This is a genomic window from Micromonospora sp. URMC 106 (genome assembly GCF_051386395.1).
In the GTDB taxonomy this organism is placed as follows: domain Bacteria; phylum Actinomycetota; class Actinomycetes; order Mycobacteriales; family Micromonosporaceae; genus Micromonospora.
In genome coordinates, this window is record NZ_JBPQTP010000058.1 from 1 (window position 1) to 19,952 (window position 19,952).

Sequence of the window (19,952 nt, forward strand, 5' to 3'; positions counted from 1 at the left end):
CCCCCCGGCGGCACATCCACACCCGACGGCCGGCACCCCGACACGGGGCGCCGGCCGACGGCGTGCCCACCGCAACCGGGAGGATCTGTCAGCACCAGACGCACCCCCGGGTGGACGTTCGCTACCAGGGGGTGCGCTGGGAGGGCGCCGGCCGGATGCGCCCCTCGCGGGACTACCGGCGGCGGGATGCCAGCCAGCGGTGCGCCAGGGCGGCGGCGCTGCCCCAGATGCCGCGCCGGAACACGAGCACGACGAGGACGAAGATGCTTCCGGTGACCAGGCCGATCGCCTCGAACCCGGAGAACGACAGCCAGTCCTCCAGGCGGACCAGGATGCCCGCGCCGAGCACCCCGCCCCAGAGCGTGCCGATGCCGCCGAGCACCACCACGATGACGGCCTTGCCGGAGGTGGTCCAGTGCAGCACGTCGAGGGAGACGAAGCGGTGGCCGACGGCGAACAGCCCGCCGCCGAGCCCGGCGATGAAGCCCGACAGCACGAACGCGGTCAGCTTGTAGCGGTGCACGGGGTAGCCGAGCGCGCGGGCGCGGGCCGGGTTGTCGCGGATGCCGACCAGCACCCGACCGAAGGGCGAGTGCACGATCCGCCACGCGGCGGCCAGCCCGAGCAGCACGATCGGCAGGATCGCGTAGTAGAAGTAGTAGTCGTCGGCGAGGTCCAGCCCGAACAGTTCCCGGGGCACGCCCTGGAGGCCGTTCTCGCCCCGGGTGACCGAGCGCCACTCGTTGGCCACGTAGTAGACCATCTGCGCGAACGCCAGGGTGACCATGGCGAAGTAGATGCCGGTCCGCTTCACCGCCAGGTAGCCGATCGGCACCGCGAGCACGGCCGCGGCGAGCGCCCCGGCCAGCACGGCCACCGGGAACGGCAGACCGGCGTGGATGGCCACCAACCCGGTGACGTACGCGGAGGTGCCCCAGAAGGCCGCGTGCCCGAAGGACATCAGCCCGGTGAAGCCGAGCAGCAGGTCCACGGCGACGGCGAACAGCGCCCAGCAGAGGATGTCCACCGCCACCGCCGGGTACAGCCCGTTGGGCAGCCAGAACGCCACCAGCAGCCCGACGGCGAGCAGCGCGTACCGGACCCAGCCGGGCGCCCGGGTCACGGCGACCAGCCCGGACCTCGGCGCCGGGCGACCGGCGTCGGTCGCGGTGTCGACGGTGCTCGTCATGCCGGTGCCTCCTCACGGCCGAACAGCCCGGCCGGGCGCCAGAGCAGCACGACGGCCATCACGATGAAGACGATCGTCTGCGACACGATCGGGAAGTCGGACAGGTACGCCTCGCCCCACGCCTGGACCAGGCCGATGCCGAAGCCGGCGGCGACGGACCCGAAGATCGAGCCCAGCCCACCGATCACCACCACGGCGAACACCACGATGATGAGGTCGGCGCCCATCAGCGGGTTCACGGCCCGCATCGGCGCGGCCAGCACCCCCGCGAGCCCGGCCAGGCCGATGCCGAAGCCGAACACCGGGGTGACCCAGCGGCCGACGTCGATGCCGAACGCCCGGGTCAGCTCCGGCCGCTCGGTCGAGGCCCGGACCACCATGCCGATGCGGGTGCGGGTCAGCACCCACCAGACGCCGACGCAGACGGCGACCGCGAAGCCGAGGATGAAGACCCGGTAGGTGGGGAAGTCGAAGAGCCCGAAGTCGACCGACCCGCTCAGCGCCGACGGGGTGGCGTACGGGCTGGACTGCACGCCGTACCGGAGCTTCACCAGATCCTGGAGGATCAGCGTCAGGCCGAAGGTGAGCAGGAAGTTGTAGAGCGGGTCGAGCCGGGTGAGCCGGTGGATGAAGGCCCGCTCCAGCGCCATGCCGAGCAGGGCCAACCCCACCGGCATGATCACCAGTGCCGCCCAGAACGGCACGCCCGCCTCGGTGAGCAGCACGTACGCGCCGAATGCGCCGAGCATGTAGAACGCGCCGTGGGCGAAGTTGACCACGCGCAGCATGCCGAAGATGACCGCGAGCCCGAGGGCGAGCAGGGCGTAGAACGCCCCGCTCACCAGCCCGTTGAACGTGTTCTGCAGGAATCCGGTCACAGCTTGCAGTCCGGGGACGGGGCGGCGAACGCCTCCGCCGCCGGGATGGTCTTGAGCACCTTGACGTAGTCCCACGGCTCGGTGACCTCGGACTGCGGCTTCACCTGGGCCAGGTACGCGTCGTGGATGACCCGGTGGTCCTCCGCGCGGATCTTGCCGTTGCGCAGGAAGACGTCGTTGACCTCCTTGCCCTCCAGCCCCTTGACCACCGTGTCGGCGTCGTCGGTGCCGGCGGCCTGCACGGCCTCCAGGTACTGCGTCGCGGCGGAGTAGTTGGCCGCGTGCGCGAAGGACGGCCGGGTGCCGGTCTCCTTCTGGAACCGGTCGGCGAACTCGCGGTTCTGCTGGTCGAAGTTCCAGTACCAGGCGTCGGTGTAGGTGGTGCCGGCGAGCGCGGCCGGCGTGAGCGAGTGGATGTCGGTGATGAACATCAGGCCGACCGCCAGGCCGACGCCCTTGTCCCGCAGCTTGAACTCGTTGTACTGCTTGACCACGTTGACCAGCTCCGCGCCGGCCTGCATGGTGCCGAGCACGTCCGGCTTCGGGTTCAGCGTCGGCGCCTTGAGCAAAAAGGTGGAGAAGTCGCCGCTGGTGTTCGGGAACGGCGCCCCGTCCTTGCCGACGACCTTCCCGCCGGCCGCGGCGATGGCGGCGGAGAAGCTCTTCTCCATGTCCTGACCGAACGCGTAGTTCGGGTAGAGGATGTACCAGTTCTTGCCCACCTGCTCGGTGGTGGTCTTGCCGGTGCCGTTGGCCAGCATGTACGTGTCGTACGCGTAGTGGAAGGTGTACTTGTTGCAGCTCTTGCCGGTCAGGTCGGTGGTCGCGGCGCCGATGTTGAAGTAGAGCTTCTTCTTCTCCTTCGCCACGTCGGCCACCTTCAGCGCCGCCGACGAGGTGGGCACGTCGAGGATGAGGTCGACGCCCTTGCGGTCGTACATCTCGGCGGCCTTGGTGTTGGCGATGTCCGGCTTGTTCTGGTGGTCGGCGGTCTCCACGGTGATGTCCTTCGTCACCGCCCGGTCGCCGTGCTTCGCCTTGAAGTCGGCGATCGCCATCTCCACGGCCTTGACCGAGTTCTTTCCGGACAGCTCCGAGTACGCGCCGGACTGGTCGTTCAGCACGCCCAGCACGATCTTGTCCCCGGTCAGCTTCTGGTCCCCGCCCGACTGGGGACCACCGCCGCCGCAGCCGGCGACCAGCACCACCGCGGCCGCCGACGCGGCGGCCACACCCACCGTCCTACGCATGCTCATCCCTCCACCCCGCGCGCCGCGCGGGTCGTCGAATCGGAAATCAGATGCCGAGGTACGACAGCAGCTCGCGCTCCCGCGAGCGCACCTCGGAGTTGTCCATCGCCTCCGCGACGCGTCCCTCGGCCAGCAGGTAGTGCCGGTCGGCGACGCCGGTGGCGAAGTGCAGGTTCTGCTCGACCAGCAGCACGGTCACCCCGTGCCGCTTGGCCTCGCGCAGGAGGTCGCCGACCTGCTGCACGAGCAGCGGCGAGAGCCCCTCGGTCGGTTCGTCGCAGAGCAGCAGCCGGGCGCCCATCCGCAGCACCCGGGCGAGCGCGAGCATCTGCTGCTCGCCGCCGGAGAGCATGGTGGCGGCCGAGTCCCGCCGCTGGTAGAGGGCGGGGAACGCCTCGTACACCCGCTCCAGCGACCATGGGTCGGGGCCGACCGTCGGCGGCAGGGTGAGGTTCTCCGTCACGCTCAGCGTGGCGTAGCTGCCCCGGTCGTCGGGGACCCAGCCGAGCCCCAGCCGCGCCCGCCGGTACGCGGGCAGCCTCCCGACGTCGCGCCCGTCCAGCTCGATCGTGCCGCGCTGGCCGGTGTGCAGGCCCATCACACAACGCAGCAGGGTGGACTTGCCGGCGCCGTTGCGCCCGACGAGCGTGACCACCTCGCCGGCGGAGACCTCCAGGCCGACGTCCCGCAGCACCTGCGCCTCGCCGTACCAGGCGGACAGGTTCTCAATGCGCAGCATCAGCGGCTCCCAGGTATGCGGTGATCACGCGTTCGTCGGCGCGGACCTGCTCGTACGGGCCCTCGACGAGGACCCTGCCGGCCTGCAGGACGGTGACGGTGTCGGCGAGCCGCCCGACCACGCTCATGTTGTGCTCGACCATCACGACCGTCCGGCCCTGCCGGACGCGCGCGATCAGCTCGACGGTGCGGTCGACGTCCTCCAGTCCCATGCCCGCGGTCGGCTCGTCGAGCAGCAGCACCTTCGGGTCCAGGGCGAGGGCGATGGCCAGTTCCAGCGCCCGCTTGCGCCCGTACGCCAGCGCCTCGGCCGGGGCCTCGGCCAGCTCGCCCAGCCCGACCATGTCGAGCAGCTCGGCGGCCCGGTCGGTGTAGCGGCGCATCAGCTTCGCCGAGCGCCAGAACCGCCAGCCCAGCCCGCTCGACGACTGCAACGCCAGCTCGACGTGCTCGCGGGCGGAGAGCTGCGGGAAGAGGCTGGTGATCTGGAACGACCGGGCCACGCCGAGCCGGGCGACCTGCTCGGGGGGTAGCCCGGTCACGTCGCGGCCGGCCAGCTCGATCCGGCCGCCGCTGGGCCGCAGGAATCCGGTGAGCAGGTTGAACAGGGTGGTCTTCCCGGCGCCGTTCGGGCCGACCAGCGCGTGTACGCTGTCCGCCGCGATGTCGAGGTCGACGCCGTCGACCGCCCGGAAGCCCCGGAAGTCGCGGGTCAGCCCGCGAGCCGACAGGAGCGCTTGCCCGGCCATCGCCTACTCCTTCGCAGGTGTCGCGACGGTCGGATCGGTGACCGCGGTCACATGGCCGTCGCGTCCTGGAAACGTACGGCTGCACCGGATGTCGAACCATGTCGATGACCAACACATTCGGGGACGCACGACCGTGTGGGAACTCCACTTGCCGCCCGGTCATCCCACCCATCGACATCGACATCGACGACTATGGGGCCGCTCCGTACCACGTCCATGTGGGCGCCCCACGGCCGCGCCCCGCCTACGCCCCGCCTTGATCGTTGCCCCTAGGGTGATGGCCCCCTCTCACGAAAGGCGCCGAGCGAAATGCCCTTCGGCTTCATAGTTGCGATCATCTTTGGCGTCAGCCTGGCAGTCTCCGGCCTGCTCGCGCTCGCCGCCTCGAATACGTCGACGAAGCGGACCGCAACCCTGGCGGCGCTCGCCTGCCTCGTCGGCGCGGTCGTGTTCACCGTCGGCGCCAGTGCCCACTCCGTGCCGATCCGCTCGGTCGGGATCGTCACCAGCTTCGGCAAGCCGACGGGCAAGGTCACCGGCTCCGGGCTGAAGTGGGTCGCCCCGTGGCAGAAGGTCGGCGAGTGGGACGCGGGCCGGCAGAAGTACGACCACATCGGCGGCGAGCACTGCGTGCGGGTCCGCACCGGCACGCTCGCCGACGCCTGCGTCGAGGTGCTCGTGGAGTGGCAGGTCAAGCCCGAGAACGCGCCGAAGCAGTTCATGGACTACAAGGGCGATTTCGACAGCTTCCGGGGCCAGCGGGTGGGCGTCCAGCTCGACAGCGCCGTCAACGACGCCTTCGCCACGTACAACCCGCTGGAGAAGATCGACTCGAACACCGGCAGTCTGAACGTGGACCTGAAGCCCTTCGCCGAGAGCATCAAGACCAGCGCGGAGACGCGGCTCTCCAGCGACGTCGACATCCTGTCGGTGACGATCACCCGGGTCAACCACGACGACAAGACCGAGGGCAACATCAAGGCGTTCCAGGACAAGCTCGCCCAGACCCGCAACCTGGAGCAGGACCGGAAGAACGCCGCGATTCAGAAGCAGATCACCGAGACGAACGCGAAGGTCGACAAGGTGTCGCGGTGCCTGGAGATCGCCGAGCGCAACGGCAGCAACCCCGGGCTGTGCATCAACCCGGGAATCATCACCGGCACCAAGTGACAGCCGACCGGCGCTGACCCCGCCCCGGACGCGCCCGGCTCAGCCGGTGAGCGCGTCCAGGGCGAGGTCGACGTCGTCCTCGGTGGAGTAGACGTGGAAGGAGGCCCGGACCCGGCCGGCGCGGACCGCCGCGCGGACGCCGGCCCGCTCCAGCCGCTCCTGCGCCCCGGGGACCTCCACGGTGACGATGGCGCTGTCCCCCGGCGGCCGGCCCAGCCCCGCGAGGAACCGGTTGGCCAGCGCGACGTCGTGCGCGTGCACGGCCGGCACGCCGATGTCGACGAGCAGCTCCAGGGCGGGGGCGGTGCCGACCCAGCTGAACCAGGCGGGCGAGATGTCGAACCGGCGGGCGTCGTCGGCGAGGCGCAGCGGCGGGCCGTAGTAGGAGGCGTGCGGGTCGTGGCCCGCGTACCAGCCGGCCGCGTCGGGCCGCAGCCGCTCGCGCAGCGCCGGGGCCAGGTAGGCCAGCGCCGAGCCGCGCGGGGCCATCAGCCACTTGTACGCCCCGGCCACGACCACGTCCGCGAGGCTCGCGTCGAACGGCAGCCAGCCGCACGCCTGGGTGGCGTCCACCGCGACGAGCGCGCCGTGCGCCCGGGCCGCCGCGACGATGTCGTCGTACGGGGCGACGGCGCCGTCGGCGGACTGCACCAGGCTGAACGCGACGAGGTCGGTGCCGGCGTCGATCGCGTCGACCAGCCCGGCCAGCGGCACGGTGCGCACCTCGACGCCCCGCTCGGCCTGCACCAGCCAGGGGAAGAGGTTGGAGGTGAACTCGACCTCGGGCACCACCACGGTCGCGCCGGGTGGCAGCGCGGCGGCGACCGGGGCCAGCAGCTGCGAGACGGTGCTGCCGATCGCGACGTCGGCGACGGGCACTCCGACCAGCCGGGCGAAGGCGACGCGGGACCGGTGCGTCGACTCGCCCCAGCCCTCCCACGACGTCCGCCCGACCCGCCAGTCCGCCAGCGCCGCCTGCACCGCGTCCCACACCGGGTCGGGCGGCAGCCCGTAGCTGGCGGTGTTCAGCCAGCCCGGCTGCGGTTGCCACAGCTTCTGCGCCTGCGCGATCTCCACGTCACCGACGCTAGCCAGCCGCGCCGCGCACCGGGACGGCCAATCCGCCACTCGCGGCCCCACGTCGACCGGCGGCCGTCGCCGCCGCCGGGGGCGCTCCCCGGACGGCCCGCCGTGCCGGCGCCGACACGGTGGAGGATCTCCGGCCACCGACGACGGCAGGTGCCACCCAGGCCCTCGGTAGCCGGGATGATCGCGCGGGAACCCGGATGTAGTGGCCTGCGCGACGGCGGGACACCCCTACATCCCGGATCGAGCGCGATCCCGGCTGAGGAGCAGGCATGTGGGCGTGGGGCGCCCGCCCGGTCTCGCCCGGTACGGGCCACCCGGTCAGGAGGGCTGCCGGTCGTCTGCCCGGCGCGCCCGCGCCCGCGCCGTCGCCGGCACCGGCGACGGCGACGGCGACGCGGGCGGCGACGGCGATGGCGACGGCGACGCGGGCGGGTGGACCGGTCAGCTGACGTTGGCGGGGCCGAGGACGCTCTTCAGGTCGCCCATCAGCGCGGTGGTGGCCGCGACCCGGAACGGGCCGAGCCGCAGCATGGTGACCTTGCTGCCGTTGAGCAGCTTGACGTGCACCTCGGTGTCGCCCGGGTGCAGCACCAGGGTCTCCTTGAGGCGCTCCACCAGCGGCGGCGTGCACCGGGTCACGGGGATGGTCAGGGTGATCGGCTTGCTCGCCGGGTTGCTGCTGATGTCCGGCATGGACATGTCCATCGCCATGATCCGTGGGGTGTCGTCGCGCCGGTCGACCCGCCCCTTGACCACCACGATGGCGTCCTCGGCGATGTACTGCCCGATCACCTCGTAGGTGTTGGGGAAGAAGAGCGTCTCCACGCCGCCGGCCAGGTCCTCCAGCGTGGCCGAGGCCCAGGCCCGGCCCTGCTTGGTGACCCGGCGCTGGACGCCGGAGAGGATGCCGGCGAGGGTGACCACGGCCCCGTCCGGGACGGTGCCCTCCTCCGACAGCGCGGCGATCGTGCAGTCCGCCGCCGCGCCGAGGACGTGCTCCAGGCCGAAGAGCGGGTGGTCGGAGACGTAGAGGCCGAGCATCTCGCGTTCGAAGGCGAGCTTGTCGCGCTTGTCCCACTCCCCCTCGCCGATCGCCGGCATCACCGTGGTGCTGCTGGTCTCGGTGTCGCCGAAGCCGGCGCCGAAGAGGTCGTACTGGCCGACGGCCTCCTTGCGCTTGACGTCGGCGTACGCGTCGATGGCCTCCGCGTGCACCGCGAGCAGCGCCTTGCGGGGGTGCTTGAGCGAGTCGAACGCCCCGGCCTTGATCAGCGATTCGATGGTCTTCTTGTTGCAGACCACCGCGTCGACCTTGGACAGGAAGTCGTAGAAGTCGGTGTAGTCGCCCTTCTCCTCGCGGCAGCGCATGATCGAGGCGACGACGTTCGCGCCGACGTTGCGCACCGCGCCGAGGCCGAACCGGATCTCCTTGCCGACCGGCGTGAACGGCCCGGCGGAGGTGTTGACGTCCGGGGGCAGCACCTGGATGCGCATCCGGCGGCACTCCGAGAGGTAGAGCGCCATCTTGTCCTTGTCGTCGCCGACGGAGGTGAGCAGCGCCGCCATGTACTCGGCCGGGTAGTGCGCCTTCAGGTACGCCGTCCAGTACGACACCAGGCCGTACGCCGCGGAGTGCGCCTTGTTGAAGGCGTAGCCGGCGAACGGGACCAGCACGTCCCAGACCTTCTGGATCGCCTCGTCCGAGTAGCCCCGCTCCCGGCAACCGTCGCGGAACGGGATGAACTCCTTGTCGAGGATCTCCTTCTTCTTCTTGCCCATCGCCCGGCGCAGCAGGTCGGCCTGGCCGAGGGTGTAGCCGGCGAGGATCTGCGCGGCGCGCTGCACCTGCTCCTGGTAGACGATCAGGCCGTAGGTGGGGGCGAGGATCTCCCGCAGCGGCTCCTCCAGCTCCGGGTGGATCGGGGTGATCTCCTGGAGGCCGTTCTTGCGCAGCGCGTAGTTGGTGTGCGAGTCCACGCCCATCGGGCCGGGCCGGTACAGGGCGAGGACGGCGGAGATGTCCTCGAAGTTGTCCGGCTTCATCATCCGCAGCAGGGAGCGCATCGGCCCGCCGTCGAGCTGGAACACGCCCAGGGTGTCGCCCCGGGCCAGCAGCTCGTACGCGGCCCTGTCGTCCAGCGGCAACGCCAGCAGGTCCAGCTCCTTGCCGTGGTTGAGCTGGATGTTCTTCACGGCGTCGTCGATGATGGTCAGGTTGCGCAGGCCGAGGAAGTCCATCTTCAACAGCCCGAGCGACTCGCACGTCGGGTAGTCGAACTGGGTGATGATGACCCCGTCGGAGTCCCGGCGCATCAGCGGGATGTGGTCGATGATCGGCTCGGCGGACATGATGACGCCGGCGGCGTGCACGCCGGTCTGTCGGATCAGCCCCTCGATGCCCCGGGCGGTGTCGATGACCTTCTTGACGTCCGGCTCGGCCTCGTACATGCCGCGGATCTCACCGGCTTCGGCGTACCGGGGGTGCTTGGGGTCGAAGATGCCCTCCAGGGGGATGTCCTTGCCCATCACCGCCGGGGGCATCGCCTTGGTGATCCGGTCGCCGACCGCGTACGGGTAGCCGAGCACCCGGGCCGAGTCCTTGATCGCGGCCTTCGCCTTGATGGTGCCGAAGGTGGCGATCTGGGCGACCTTGTCCTCACCCCACTTGTCGGTGACGTACTTGATCACCTCGCCGCGCCGACGCTCGTCGAAGTCGATGTCGACATCCGGCATCGAGACGCGCTCGGGGTTGAGGAAGCGCTCGAAGATCAGGCCGTGCGGGATCGGGTCGAGGTCGGTGATGCCCAGCGCGTACGCCACCAGCGAGCCGGCCGCCGAACCACGGCCCGGGCCCACCGCGATGCCCTGGCTCTTGGCCCACTGGATGAAGTCGGCGACCACGAGGAAGTACGACGGGAAGCCCATCTGGATGATGACGCCCAGCTCGTACTCGGCCTGCTTGACGTGGCCCTCGGGGATGCCGCCCGGGTAGCGCCGGGCCAGCCCGGCGAAGGTCTCCTTGCGGAACCAGGACTCCTCGGTCTCCCCCTCGGGGACCGGGAAGCGCGGCATCAGGTTGTGGAACTCGAACATCCCGGTGGGGTCGACCTTCTCGGCCACCAGCAGGGTGTTGCGGCAGCCCTCCAGCCAGAGGTCGGAGTTGTCGACGCCGCGCATCTCGTCGGCGGACTTGATGTAGTAGCCGCTGCCGTCGAAGCGGAACCGGTTCGGGTCGGCGACGTTCGCCGCCGTCTGCACGCAGAGCAGCACGTCGTGCGCCTCGGCCTGGGACTCGTGGGTGTAGTGCGAGTCGTTGGTGACCACCGGCGGGATGTCCAGCTTGCGCGAGATGTCGTGCAGCTCCTGGCGGACCCGGCGTTCGATGCTGATGCCGTGGTCCATGATCTCCAGGAAGTAGTTCTCCTTGCCGAAGATCTCCTGGTACCGCGCCGCGGCCTTGAGCGCCTCGTCGTACTGGCCCAGGCGCAGCCGGGTCTGCACCTCACCGGAGGGGCAGCCGGTGGTGGCCATCAACCCCTCGGAGTTCTCGGCGAGCAGCTCCGCGTCCATCCGTGGCCACTTGACGAAGAAGCCCTCGGTGTACGACCGGCTGGTCAGCTTGAAGAGGTTGTGCAGGCCGGTCTTGTTCTTCGCCCAGATGGTCATGTGGGTGTAGCCGCCGCTGCCGGAGACGTCGTCGCTCTTCTGTTCCGGCCGGCCCCAGCGCACCCGCTGCTTGTGGAACCGCGACTCCGGCGCCACGTACGCCTCGATGCCGAGGATCGGGGTCACGCCGGCGGCCATCGCCTGCTTGTAGAAGTCGTTCGCGCCGTGCATGTTGCCGTGGTCGGTCATCGCCACCGCCGGCATGCCCTGCCGTTTGACCTCGGCGAAGAGGTCCTTCAGCCGGGCCGCCCCGTCGAGCATCGAGTACTCCGTGTGCACGTGCAGATGCGCGAACGAATCGCCCATGCGTGGCGCCCCCCGGGTCTGGTCATGGGTTGGTCGAGGTCGGTCGGCCTACCCTATCGCCGCCGCCAGAGGCCGCCGAAGATGCCGCGCCCGGCGGAGCGGCCGGAGTGTCCCGGGTCTCTTCGGCCGCCCCGGCGACGGCTGCCGACAGTCGGTTCCCGGACTCGTGGCGACCCGTCCGGCGGCGCCGGCCGTACCCTGAGCGGACGGTATCCGGCGAGCATTGGACGACCTGATGCCCCTCGCGGACGGTGTCGAGGACCTGGCCGCGTCGGCGTCGCGCGGTGACCCGGCGGCGCTCGACGCGCTGCTGGCCGCGGTGCGCCCGGAGGTGCTGCGGCTGTGCGCCCGCCTGCTGCCGAACCGGGAGGACGCCGAGGAGGCGTGCCAGGACGCGCTGCTCGCGCTGGCCCGGGGCATCACCCGGTTCGAGGGCCGGTCGTCGTTCCACACCTGGCTCTACCGGCTGACGGCCAACCGGGCCCGCTCGACGTACCGGGTGCTGCGTCGGCGTTGGCTGGTGGAGGCCGGCGGCGTGCCGCTGCCGGAGGCGTCGGACCCCCGGCGGACCAGCGTGGTCGCCGGCACCCGGCTGGATCTGCTCGACGCGCTCGACTCGGTCCGTCCCGAGCTCGCCGAGGCGGTGACGCTGCGGGACGTCCTCGGGCTGGGCTACCGCGAGATCGCCGCCCTGCTCGACCTGCCGGAGGGCACCGTCAAGTCCCGGATCCACGAGGCCCGCCGGCAGGTCCGGCACCGGCTGTCCGGGGAGCCGGACCGCACCGGCGACGGGCGGCGGTGACGTGGCGGCCCGCCGGGTTCGGTGGCGGCTCGCCGCCGCCGGGCTGGTCGCGGTGACCGTGGCCGGGCCGCTCGCGGGGTGCGGCGGCGACGCGCCGGTCTCGCCGCTGCCCGTCCAGCCGCCGACGACCACCGTCGGCGCCGCCGGCCCGCCGGCCTCCCCCACGCCGTCCACCGCGCCGTCGCCGTCCAGCCCGCCGGCCCCGCCGGTCGTGGTTCCGACGTCCCGGCGTCCCCCGCCGGTCCCGCCCGCGACGACCACCACCCGGCGTACGCCGCCCGCGACGCGGTCGCCGAGCGGGCTGCCCGGCACCTGTCACGGCGCCGTGCGCTACGACCTGGTGCTGGCCGAGACCGAGCTGGCGCTGCTCACCTCGCTCTGCTTCGCCACCGGTGGAGTGCTGCGGATCATCGGAATCGGCCCGGGCGAGGTGACGGTGGACCGGGAGGGCCTCGTCTCCCGCAGCTACGAGGCCGGGGTGGTGGACATCCGGTTCGTCCGCCCCGGCACCGTGGCGGTGCGGATCCCGCAGGGCGGCACCACGCACGAGATCACCGTGGTCATCCGCTAGCGGAAGTTCCGCCGGGGGGGACCCGGAGGGCCCCGGATGCCGGCCACGAGCGCCCGCCACGCGGGGTCAGCGCACCCGTACGCCGGCCAGCAGGGCGTCGACGAAGTCGGTCCCGCTGCCGGCGGGCGGCGTGAGCTGCACGTAGATCAGGCCGCGCCCACCGGGGGCGAGCCCGGCGGCCTCGACCAGCACCGGCCGTCCCGCCGCGCAGGCGAACCGGGCCACCACCCAGTCGACGCCCCCCTGCCGGGTGTGACGCACCGGCGCGGCGGCGCACGACGCGTGCGGGCGCTCGGCGACGTACCCCGCCGGGGTGGTCCGGGCGGCGATGCTGGCCGACAGCCCGACGAAGGCGCCCGGCACGGTCGGGTCCACCGCCCACCGGTGCGGTTCCGGCGACATCACCAGGGCCGGTTCGAGCCGTCCGTCGGCACCGTAGTGACCGGCCCAGCCGGTGCCGGTGGCCCGCCACCCGGGCGGTAGCGCCACCGTCACCGGTCCGCTGCTCCAGGTGCCGGCGGGCCGCCCGGCGGTCGCGCCGTCCCCGGCCGTGGCACCGACCGCGACGAGGGCCGCGACCCCCAGCCCCAGCACGCCGCGCCGCCGCCGGCCGGCTCGCCGGGCCCGGCGTGACCGCTCCTCCGCTACGGGTACGGGTGACCGGGGAACGGAGGCGGCGCCGGCGCGGCGCAGGGCGGCGCGGAAGGCCGCGGCGTCGGGGTGGCGGTCGGCCGGAAGGGTGGCGGTGGCGCGGCGCAGCACCGCCGCCACCTCCGGCGCGACGCCCGCGCGCAGCCGACTCGTCGCGCCCGGCGGCGCGGCTGCCGCGCCGAGGAGCCGGAGGCCGAGCCGGCCCAGCCCGTACACGTCGGCGCGGGTGTCGACGACCGCGAGCGGGTCGTCCTGCTCCGGCGCCATGTAGCCGGGGGTGCCCGCCCGGGCGGTGAGACCGGAGGCGGCGGCGAGCGCCTTGGCCAGCCCCAGGTCGGCGACGAGCACCCGCTCGCCGTCCGGGGAGGACCGGAAGAGGACGTTGCCCGGGGTCAGGTCGCGGTGCACCACGCCGTGGCGGTGCAGCACGGCGACGCCGGCGGCGATCTCGGCGAGCAGGTCCAGGGCGGCCGGCACGGGGATCGGCCCGGCCGCGAGCCGGTCCCGCAGGCTGCCGCCGTCGGCCCAGGCCAGCACCGCGTACGGCCGGCCGTCGGGCAGCTCGCCGACCGCGTGGACCCGGACCAGCCGCTCGTCGTCGAGCCGCCGCAGCAGCCGGGCCTCGTCGAGGAAGCGCTCCCGCACCCGCAGGTCGTGGTGCCAGTTCTCGGCCAGCACCTTGATCGCCACCCGGGAGTCCAGCACCGGGTCGTGGCCCAGCCAGACCGTCGCGAACGACCCCGTGCCGAGCAGCCGCTCGATCCGGTAGGGCCCGATCCGCGCCGGACTGGTCACCGCACCACCCCCGCCACCGGCACCGCCGGCCGCCGCTCCGCCTCGACAGTAGACGGCGCGCCCGGTCGACGGCAGCCCTCGGCGGAGGTCGCCGGCACGTCCGGGGGTGCGCCGCCCCCGGCCGGCCGCTCCGCGTCGCCACCACCCCGGCTGCGGCGGGGCGGCTCGCCGTGGTCGACGCGACCAACCGACGCGACAGTCGGGAACCCGACGAACCGATCCGGCCTGCGGGGTGACCAACAGGACAGGACACCCGAACTCCCGAGGAGGAGATCACCGTGCAGCGTCTCTCGTACACCGTCGTCACCGCCCTGCTGGCCGCGACCGGGCTCGCACCGTTCACCGTGGCGGCCCCGGCCGCCGCCGCCCGGCCGGAGGCGGCCGCCGCCCGATCGGAGGTCGTCGCCGCCCGGCCGGAGGCCGCCCGACCGCGGGCCGCCGCCGCGGCCGAGACACTGGCCGGCCGCCCCGGCGGGGGCGGCGCGCCGGCCGACGTCCACCGGGTCACCGGCGGGCAGGACCAGACGCAGGTCATCAGCGTCCGGGGCGCCGGACCGTTCCGGATCGGGGCCAGCCTGGCGCGCCTGTCGGCCGCCGGCCTCATCGACTGGGTGGCCCCCGGGTGCGGCGGCGTCGTCCACGCCGGCGTCACCGGGGCCTGGGCGGGCGTCATCCTGCTGGCCTTCCGCGACGGGCGGCTGGTGGAGGTCGGCACCGCCACCGCGCCGCCCCACTCCCCCGCCGGCGCGGCGGTGGGCATGACCTTCGCCGAGCTGGAGGAGATCTACGGCCGGCGGGGCGCGCTGATCCGCAACGACGCGGGCGACGCGTCGGCGTACCTGGTGCGCTTCGGCTCGCGGGTGGAGCTGTTCACCGGCCACCCGATCCGGCCGGGCGTCGGCTACCTCCAGGTCGGGCTGGCGTCCTTCGTCGAGCGCACCTTCCGGGAGGGCCGGACCTGCTGAGAGGCGACCGGGAAGGCGGGGCGTGAACGGCGCCCCGCCTTCCGCCCGTCCCGCCCCCGACACAGTGATGGTGTAGCTCACGACGTTATGCCGCTGGACAATGGTGTGTGGCACACAGTATGGTGTGACGCATGGTGAGCGATGAGATCCTGCGGACGCACCTCCAGGAGCTGCGTCGGGGCACCGTGGTGGTGGCGAGCCTCGTCGCCCTGCGCCGCCCCGACTACGGCTACGCGCTGCTGCAACGCCTCTCCGACCACGGCTTCCCGGTCGACGCCAACACGCTCTACCCACTGCTGCGGCGGCTGGAGGAGCAGGGGCTGGTGACCAGCGAGTGGAACACCGAGGAGAGCCGGCCGCGCAAGTTCTACCGGACCAGCGAGGAGGGCGAGTCGGTGCTGGACCGGCTCCTCGCCGACCTGACCGCCGTGCACACCTCTCTGACCAGGCTGATCGAAGGAGCCGACCGATGACCCCCCTGACCGACCGCTATCTCGCCGCGACCCTCCGCTCGGTGCCGGTCGCACGCCGCGAGGAGATCGCCACCGAGCTGCGCGCCTCCATCGAGGACATGGTCGAGGGCCGCACGGCGGGCGGGCAGGACGCCGCCACCGCCGAGCGTGAGGTGCTCACCGAGCTGGGCGACCCGGCGAAGCTCGCCGCCCGCTACGCCGACCGCCGGTTGCAGCTCATCGGCCCGGCCTACTACCTCGCCTGGGAGCGGCTGCTGAAGCTGCTGCTCAGCTTCGTGCCGGCGACGGCCGGCGTGCTGGTGGGCCTGCTGGCGGCCACCGACGGCGACAACGCCGGCGGAGCCGTCGGGGAGGGCGTCGCCACCGCCCTCACGGTGGCCATCCAGATCACCTTCTGGGTCACCCTGGTCTTCGCGGTGCTGGAGCGCACCAGGACTCCCCTGCACCTGCCCGAGTGGAGCGTCGACCAGCTCCCGGAGAGCCCGGCCGAGCGGCAGATCACGCTGACCGACACCGCCGCTTCGATCGGCTTCCTGGCGCTCTTCATCGCCTACCTGCCGTTGCAGCACTTCCGGTCGTTCGTGCCCGCCGACGGCGACGAGAACCTGCCGGTCCTCGACCCCGCGCTGTGGAGCTTCTGGCTGCCGTTCCTGATCGTCGTCCTGGTCGCCACCGTGGGTCTGGAGATCGCCAAGTACCGCAGCGGCCGCTGGACCTGGCCGCTGGTCGCCGCGAACGCGGTGCTCGACCTGGCGTTCGCGGTGCCGGTGGTCTGGCTGGCGTCGACCGACCGGCTGCTCAACCCCGACCTCGTGGCCCGCTTCGAGTGGCTCGGCGAGGGCAACAACCTGAACACCGTCGCCACCGTCGTGGTCGCCGGCACGGCGCTGATCGTGCTCTGGGACGTCGTCGAGAGCGTCCTCAAGGCGCTCCGCGCCCGCCGCTGACCCGACCGCGCCGCACGGCCCGGCACGCCCCCCGCGTGCCGGGCCGTCAGCCGTGCCGGGCGGGTCGGAGGGCGCCGGTGGTGGCCGCGGCCAGGAAACCGGTCCAGGCCGTCGGGCCGAAGGCCAGCACCGGCCCGGCCGGGTCCTTGCTGTCGCGTACGCCGACCACGCCGGCCAGGTTCGTCGCCACCTCGACGCAGGTGGACCCGCCGTTGTCGCTGCGGGTGGACTTCCGCCAAGTCGCGCCGGTCAGGTCCATGACTCCGCCACCTCCACGACGAGTTCTCGGGACGCCCGGCGGGGCAGCGCCTCGCCCCGCAGGTTCTCCCACCTGCGTTGAAGGCTATCAACGTCATCCGAGCGGTCGCTCACGTGCGCGCGCAGCGGGGTGTCCAGGTGCGCCACCTCGCCGCCCTCCGGGGTGCGGGCCAGGATGAACGCGCCGGCCAGCCCGGCGTGCATGCCGGCGTCGGCGGGCACCACGTGCAGGTCGACGTGCGGCGCCGCGGTGACCGCGAGCAGGTGGTCGAACTGCTCGGCCATCACCTTTCGGTCGCCGATCTGGCGGCGCAGCACCGACTCGTCCACGACGAAGACGACCTCCGGCGGGGCCTCCCGGCTCAACACCGCCTGGCGGGCCAGCCGGGAGGCCACCCGCTGCTCGATCTCGGCCTCGCGGAGCATGCCGCCGCCGGTGAGCACCGCGCGGGCGTACGCCTCGGTCTGGAGCAGGCCGGGGATCAGGGACGGCTCGAACCAGCGGATCAGCGTCGCCTCCGCCTCCACCTGGATCCACTCCCGCAGCCACGGCGGGGCGGCGTCCGCCCGGACGAGGGCGAGCAGCCGCTCGAAGAAGCCGCCCGACTCCAGCGCGGCGTCGAGTCGGCCGACGAAGTCCTGCGACGGGGTCCGGTGCCCGATCTCCACCATGCCCACCAGTGAGGACGAGTAGTTGATCCGCTGGGCCAGCTCCTCCTGGCTCAGCCCCCGGTCGCGCCGCGCCCGGCGCAGCTCACCGCCGAGGAACTCCAGCGTGGACAGTTGGCCGCCGCCCATCACACCTCCACCACAGCCCCGCCGGTCACCGCCAGCGCCCGCCACCGGGGGCCACCCGGCCGGCACCACCGAGCGGTGACCCGTCGACGCCTTCCGACCGTAGTCGGCCGGGCGGCAGAGTGTGAGCAGGCGCGACGGAGGAGGTCGACATGGACAGGCGCGCGGATCGCGTACCGCCGGCCGGGCGGCGTGGGCACGTCGCCGCCCGGCCGGCGTGGCGGTGCCGGGTCTGCGCCGCGCCCTGGCCCTGCCAGCCGGCGAAGCTGGCGCTGCGCGTGGAGTACGCCCACGACCCCGTCGGCCTGTCCGTCTACCTCTGCGTGCTGCTGCACGAGGCGGCCGGTGACTGGCTGCGGCTGCGTCCCCGGCCGCCGGACCCGGCCGAGTTGTTCGCCCGGTTCGTCGGCTGGACCCGGCCGGTCGGGGCGGCGGCCGAGCGGGGCCGGCTGGACCAGCTCCTCGCCCGGACCGCCACCGGACCCTCGAGGGGTGGACGCGGCCGGGGTGGCCCGGGTCGCCCCGGCCGGGTTCCTGATCGGCGCCGACCGCCGGGGTGAGATCCTCACCAGCGTGAACACCGTGACCGACGACTGGCGGCGGCCGGGCCCGACCCCGGAACAGCGCCGGCTCGACGTCTACGCCGGGCTGGCGACGGCCGCCCTGGCGCTGGTCAGCCTCACCCTCGCCCGCAGCGCCGGGGCGTTCATGCTGGGGCCGCCGCCGTCCGTGCCCGAGCAGGTCTTCTGGACCGTCGCGGTGACCCTGCCGGTGATCTGGCGACGCCGCTTCCCCGCCACCACCACCCTGGTCGTCTCGGTCGCGTTCATCGCCGCGCAGGCGCGCTCCGCCCCGGAGACGCAACTCGCGCAGTGGGCGCTGTTCGCCGCCATCTACTCGTTGGGCGCGTGGGGGCCGGACCGCCGGCTGGCCCGCCGGCTGCGGATCGGCGTGATCGCCACCATGTTCGTCTGGCTGGGCGTCGCCTACGCGCTCGCCATCGACGACATCCCGCCCGACGCGTTCGACCGCGCGGTCGGGCCGGTGCCCCCGCTGCTCGCCTCGATCGTCGGCGGAGTGCTGGTCAACGGCATCTTCTTCGGGTTCGCGTACCTCTTCGGCGAGACCGCGTGGCTGGCCGCCCGCCGCCAGCACGAGGTGCAGGCGCAGGCCGAGGAACTGCGTCGCTCGCAGGCCGAGGTCCGCGAGCACGCGGTGGTGGGCGAGCGGGTCCGCATCGCCCGGGAGCTGCACGACGTGGTCGCCCACCACGTGTCGGTGATGGGCGTGCAGGCGTCCGCCGCACGCCGGGTGCTCGACAAGGACCCGGCGAAGGCCCGCACGGCACTGGGCGCGATCGAGGAGACGGCCCGCACGGCGGTCGACGAGCTGCGCCGGATGCTGGGCGTGCTCCGCGCCCGCGACGACGACGCCGACCGCGCGGACCAGCCGGGGCCGGCCGCGATCGACCGGGTCACGGCCGTGGTCGACCGGGCCCGCGAGGCCGGTCTGCGGGCCACCCTGGGGGTGTACGGGGACCGCGCGCCGCTGCCGGAGTCGGTCTCCCAGGCCGTGTACCGGGTCGTCCAGGAGGCCGTGACGAACACGCTCAAGCACGCCGCCGGGGCGACCGCGCTCGACGTGCGGATCCGCTACCTGGCGCACGAGGTGGAGGTCGACGTGACCGATGACGGACGGGCCACCCGCCCGGCGAACGCCGACGGGCTCGGCCTGGTCGGGATGCGGGAGCGGGTCGCCACCCACGGCGGCGCGCTGGAGGTCGGCCCGCGGGCCGGCGGCGGCTGGCGGGTGCGGGCCCGGTTCCCGCTCCCGGTGACGGCGGGGCGTCCGGCGTGAGCGCCGGCCACGGGATGCCCGGCGTCCACGCCGAGCACGGGGTGCCCGGCGCGGACGCCGACGCGGCGGTGCCCGACGCGGACCGGCCGGTGCGGGTGCTGCTCGCCGACGACCAGCATCTGGTCCGCACCGGCTTCCGGGTCATCCTCGAGGTGGAGGACGACATCGAGGTGGTCGGGGAGGCCGCCGACGGCGGACGTGCCGTCAGCATGACCCGGGCGCTGCGCCCGGACGTGGTGCTGATGGACGTGGAGATGCCCGGCGTCGACGGGCTGGAGGCCACCCGGCGGATCACCGCCGAGCAGGACGAGCCGGGCGGGCCGGCCGTGCTGATCCTCACCACCTTCGACCGGGACGACTACCTGTTCGCCGCGCTGCGCGCCGGGGCCAGCGGCTTCCTGCTCAAGAACGGCACCCCGGAGGCGCTGGTCGAGGCGATCCGGGTGCTCGCCCGGGGCGACGGCCTGCTCGCCCCGGAACTCACCCGGCGGGTCATCGCCACCTTCGCCCGCCCCGGCGAGTCCGCCGGACCGGTCGGCGCGAGGACGTCCCCCGAGGCGGCGCTGCGGGACCTCACGCCCCGCGAGCGGGAGGTCCTGGTGCTGGTCGCCGGGGGTGCCAGCAACGCCGAGATCGCCGCCGAGCTGCACCTGGGCGAGGCGACGGTGAAGACGCACGTCAGCCGGGTGCTGGCCAAGCTCGGCCTGCGCGACCGGGTGCAGGCGGTGGTCTTCGCGTACGAGCACGGGGTGGTGCGCCCCGGCGGGTGACCGTCTCCACCGCGCGGGGGACCTGCCGGCTCA

19 protein-coding genes are annotated in these 19,952 nt (G+C 73.2%); 9 read left to right on the forward strand and 10 right to left on the reverse strand.

Going from position 1 to position 19,952, the window contains the following annotated elements:
- Positions 1–172: 172 nt before the first annotated feature.
- From ACSNOB_RS18660 to ACSNOB_RS18680, 5 genes are read right to left on the reverse strand one after another with little or no spacing between them, the layout of a single operon-like run.
- Positions 173–1,189, reverse strand: a complete 1,017-nt coding sequence (locus ACSNOB_RS18660) for a branched-chain amino acid ABC transporter permease (protein WP_436687812.1) — start codon at positions 1,187–1,189, stop codon at positions 173–175.
- A complete protein-coding gene (locus ACSNOB_RS18665) occupies positions 1,186–2,067 on the reverse strand; it encodes a branched-chain amino acid ABC transporter permease (RefSeq protein ID WP_436687813.1) in 882 nt (293 codons plus the stop codon). The genes ACSNOB_RS18660 and ACSNOB_RS18665 overlap by 4 nt, the downstream gene beginning before the upstream one ends.
- Positions 2,064–3,323, reverse strand: coding sequence for an ABC transporter substrate-binding protein (locus ACSNOB_RS18670; protein WP_436687814.1), 1,260 nt, complete (start codon positions 3,321–3,323; stop codon positions 2,064–2,066). Before ACSNOB_RS18670 ends, ACSNOB_RS18665 begins: the two co-directional genes overlap by 4 nt.
- 40 nt (positions 3,324–3,363) lie before the next feature.
- Positions 3,364–4,056 carry an ABC transporter ATP-binding protein gene (locus tag ACSNOB_RS18675; RefSeq protein ID WP_436687815.1) on the reverse strand — a complete coding sequence of 231 codons (693 nt, stop codon included), beginning with the start codon at positions 4,054–4,056 and terminating at the stop codon, positions 3,364–3,366.
- On the reverse strand, positions 4,043–4,804 hold the full coding sequence (locus ACSNOB_RS18680) for an ABC transporter ATP-binding protein (protein ID WP_393109758.1): 762 nt from the start codon (positions 4,802–4,804) through the stop codon (positions 4,043–4,045). Before ACSNOB_RS18680 ends, ACSNOB_RS18675 begins: the two co-directional genes overlap by 14 nt.
- Positions 4,805–5,113: 309 nt before the next feature.
- Between ACSNOB_RS18680 and ACSNOB_RS18685 the strand changes: the two genes are divergently transcribed.
- Positions 5,114–5,974 (forward strand): SPFH domain-containing protein, encoded by an 861-nt coding sequence (locus ACSNOB_RS18685; RefSeq protein ID WP_436687816.1) that lies wholly within the window; start codon positions 5,114–5,116, stop codon positions 5,972–5,974.
- A gap of 39 nt (positions 5,975–6,013) precedes the next feature.
- On the opposite strand, the gene ACSNOB_RS18690 is transcribed toward ACSNOB_RS18685, so the two are convergent.
- Both ACSNOB_RS18690 and dnaE read right to left on the reverse strand, forming a co-directional pair.
- Positions 6,014–7,051 carry an aminotransferase class V-fold PLP-dependent enzyme gene (locus ACSNOB_RS18690; protein ID WP_436687817.1) on the reverse strand — a complete coding sequence of 346 codons (1,038 nt, stop codon included), beginning with the start codon at positions 7,049–7,051 and terminating at the stop codon, positions 6,014–6,016.
- Between the two features lie 453 nt (positions 7,052–7,504).
- Positions 7,505–11,035 carry a DNA polymerase III subunit alpha gene (gene dnaE / locus ACSNOB_RS18695; protein ID WP_436687818.1) on the reverse strand — a complete coding sequence of 1,177 codons (3,531 nt, stop codon included), beginning with the start codon at positions 11,033–11,035 and terminating at the stop codon, positions 7,505–7,507.
- A 235-nt stretch (positions 11,036–11,270) separates the two neighbouring features.
- On the opposite strand from dnaE, the gene ACSNOB_RS18700 reads away from it, so the two are divergent.
- Both ACSNOB_RS18700 and ACSNOB_RS18705 read left to right on the forward strand, forming a co-directional pair.
- The gene (locus ACSNOB_RS18700) at positions 11,271–11,837 is read left to right on the forward strand and encodes an RNA polymerase sigma factor (RefSeq protein ID WP_393109750.1); all 567 of its coding nucleotides are present in this window, start codon (positions 11,271–11,273) and stop codon (positions 11,835–11,837) included.
- Between the two features lies 1 nt (position 11,838).
- A complete protein-coding gene (locus ACSNOB_RS18705; protein ID WP_436687819.1) occupies positions 11,839–12,408 on the forward strand; it encodes a hypothetical protein in 570 nt (189 codons plus the stop codon).
- Positions 12,409–12,474: 66 nt separating this feature from the next.
- On the opposite strand, the gene ACSNOB_RS18710 is transcribed toward ACSNOB_RS18705, so the two are convergent.
- Positions 12,475–13,854, reverse strand: coding sequence for a serine/threonine-protein kinase (locus ACSNOB_RS18710; RefSeq protein WP_436687820.1), 1,380 nt, complete (start codon positions 13,852–13,854; stop codon positions 12,475–12,477).
- 278 nt (positions 13,855–14,132) lie between these two features.
- On the opposite strand from ACSNOB_RS18710, the gene ACSNOB_RS18715 reads away from it, so the two are divergent.
- From ACSNOB_RS18715 to ACSNOB_RS18725, 3 genes are all read left to right on the forward strand, one after another.
- Positions 14,133–14,819 (forward strand): hypothetical protein, encoded by a 687-nt coding sequence (locus ACSNOB_RS18715; protein ID WP_436687821.1) that lies wholly within the window; start codon positions 14,133–14,135, stop codon positions 14,817–14,819.
- Between the two features lie 131 nt (positions 14,820–14,950).
- Positions 14,951–15,292 (forward strand): PadR family transcriptional regulator, encoded by a 342-nt coding sequence (locus ACSNOB_RS18720; protein WP_393109742.1) that lies wholly within the window; start codon positions 14,951–14,953, stop codon positions 15,290–15,292.
- The gene (locus ACSNOB_RS18725) at positions 15,289–16,239 is read left to right on the forward strand and encodes a permease prefix domain 1-containing protein (RefSeq protein WP_436687822.1); all 951 of its coding nucleotides are present in this window, start codon (positions 15,289–15,291) and stop codon (positions 16,237–16,239) included. The genes ACSNOB_RS18720 and ACSNOB_RS18725 overlap by 4 nt, the downstream gene beginning before the upstream one ends.
- A gap of 46 nt (positions 16,240–16,285) precedes the next feature.
- Here ACSNOB_RS18725 and ACSNOB_RS18730 read toward each other — a convergent pair whose 3' ends face one another.
- Both ACSNOB_RS18730 and ACSNOB_RS18735 read right to left on the reverse strand, forming a co-directional pair.
- Positions 16,286–16,498, reverse strand: coding sequence for a DUF397 domain-containing protein (locus tag ACSNOB_RS18730; protein WP_436687823.1), 213 nt, complete (start codon positions 16,496–16,498; stop codon positions 16,286–16,288).
- Positions 16,489–17,295, reverse strand: a complete 807-nt coding sequence (locus ACSNOB_RS18735) for a helix-turn-helix domain-containing protein (protein WP_436687824.1) — start codon at positions 17,293–17,295, stop codon at positions 16,489–16,491. Before ACSNOB_RS18735 ends, ACSNOB_RS18730 begins: the two co-directional genes overlap by 10 nt.
- A 149-nt stretch (positions 17,296–17,444) precedes the next feature.
- Here ACSNOB_RS18735 and ACSNOB_RS18740 point away from each other — a divergent pair, with 149 nt between their 5' ends.
- From ACSNOB_RS18740 to ACSNOB_RS18750, 3 genes are read left to right on the forward strand one after another with little or no spacing between them, the layout of a single operon-like run.
- Positions 17,445–17,852 (forward strand): hypothetical protein, encoded by a 408-nt coding sequence (locus ACSNOB_RS18740; RefSeq protein WP_436687825.1) that lies wholly within the window; start codon positions 17,445–17,447, stop codon positions 17,850–17,852.
- Between the two features lie 13 nt (positions 17,853–17,865).
- On the forward strand, positions 17,866–19,149 hold the full coding sequence (locus ACSNOB_RS18745; protein WP_436687842.1) for a sensor histidine kinase: 1,284 nt from the start codon (positions 17,866–17,868) through the stop codon (positions 19,147–19,149).
- Positions 19,146–19,919: a response regulator gene (locus tag ACSNOB_RS18750; protein WP_436687826.1), complete on the forward strand. Its 774-nt coding sequence runs from the start codon at positions 19,146–19,148 to the stop codon at positions 19,917–19,919. The genes ACSNOB_RS18745 and ACSNOB_RS18750 overlap by 4 nt, the downstream gene beginning before the upstream one ends.
- The last annotated feature ends 33 nt before the right edge of the window (positions 19,920–19,952 follow it).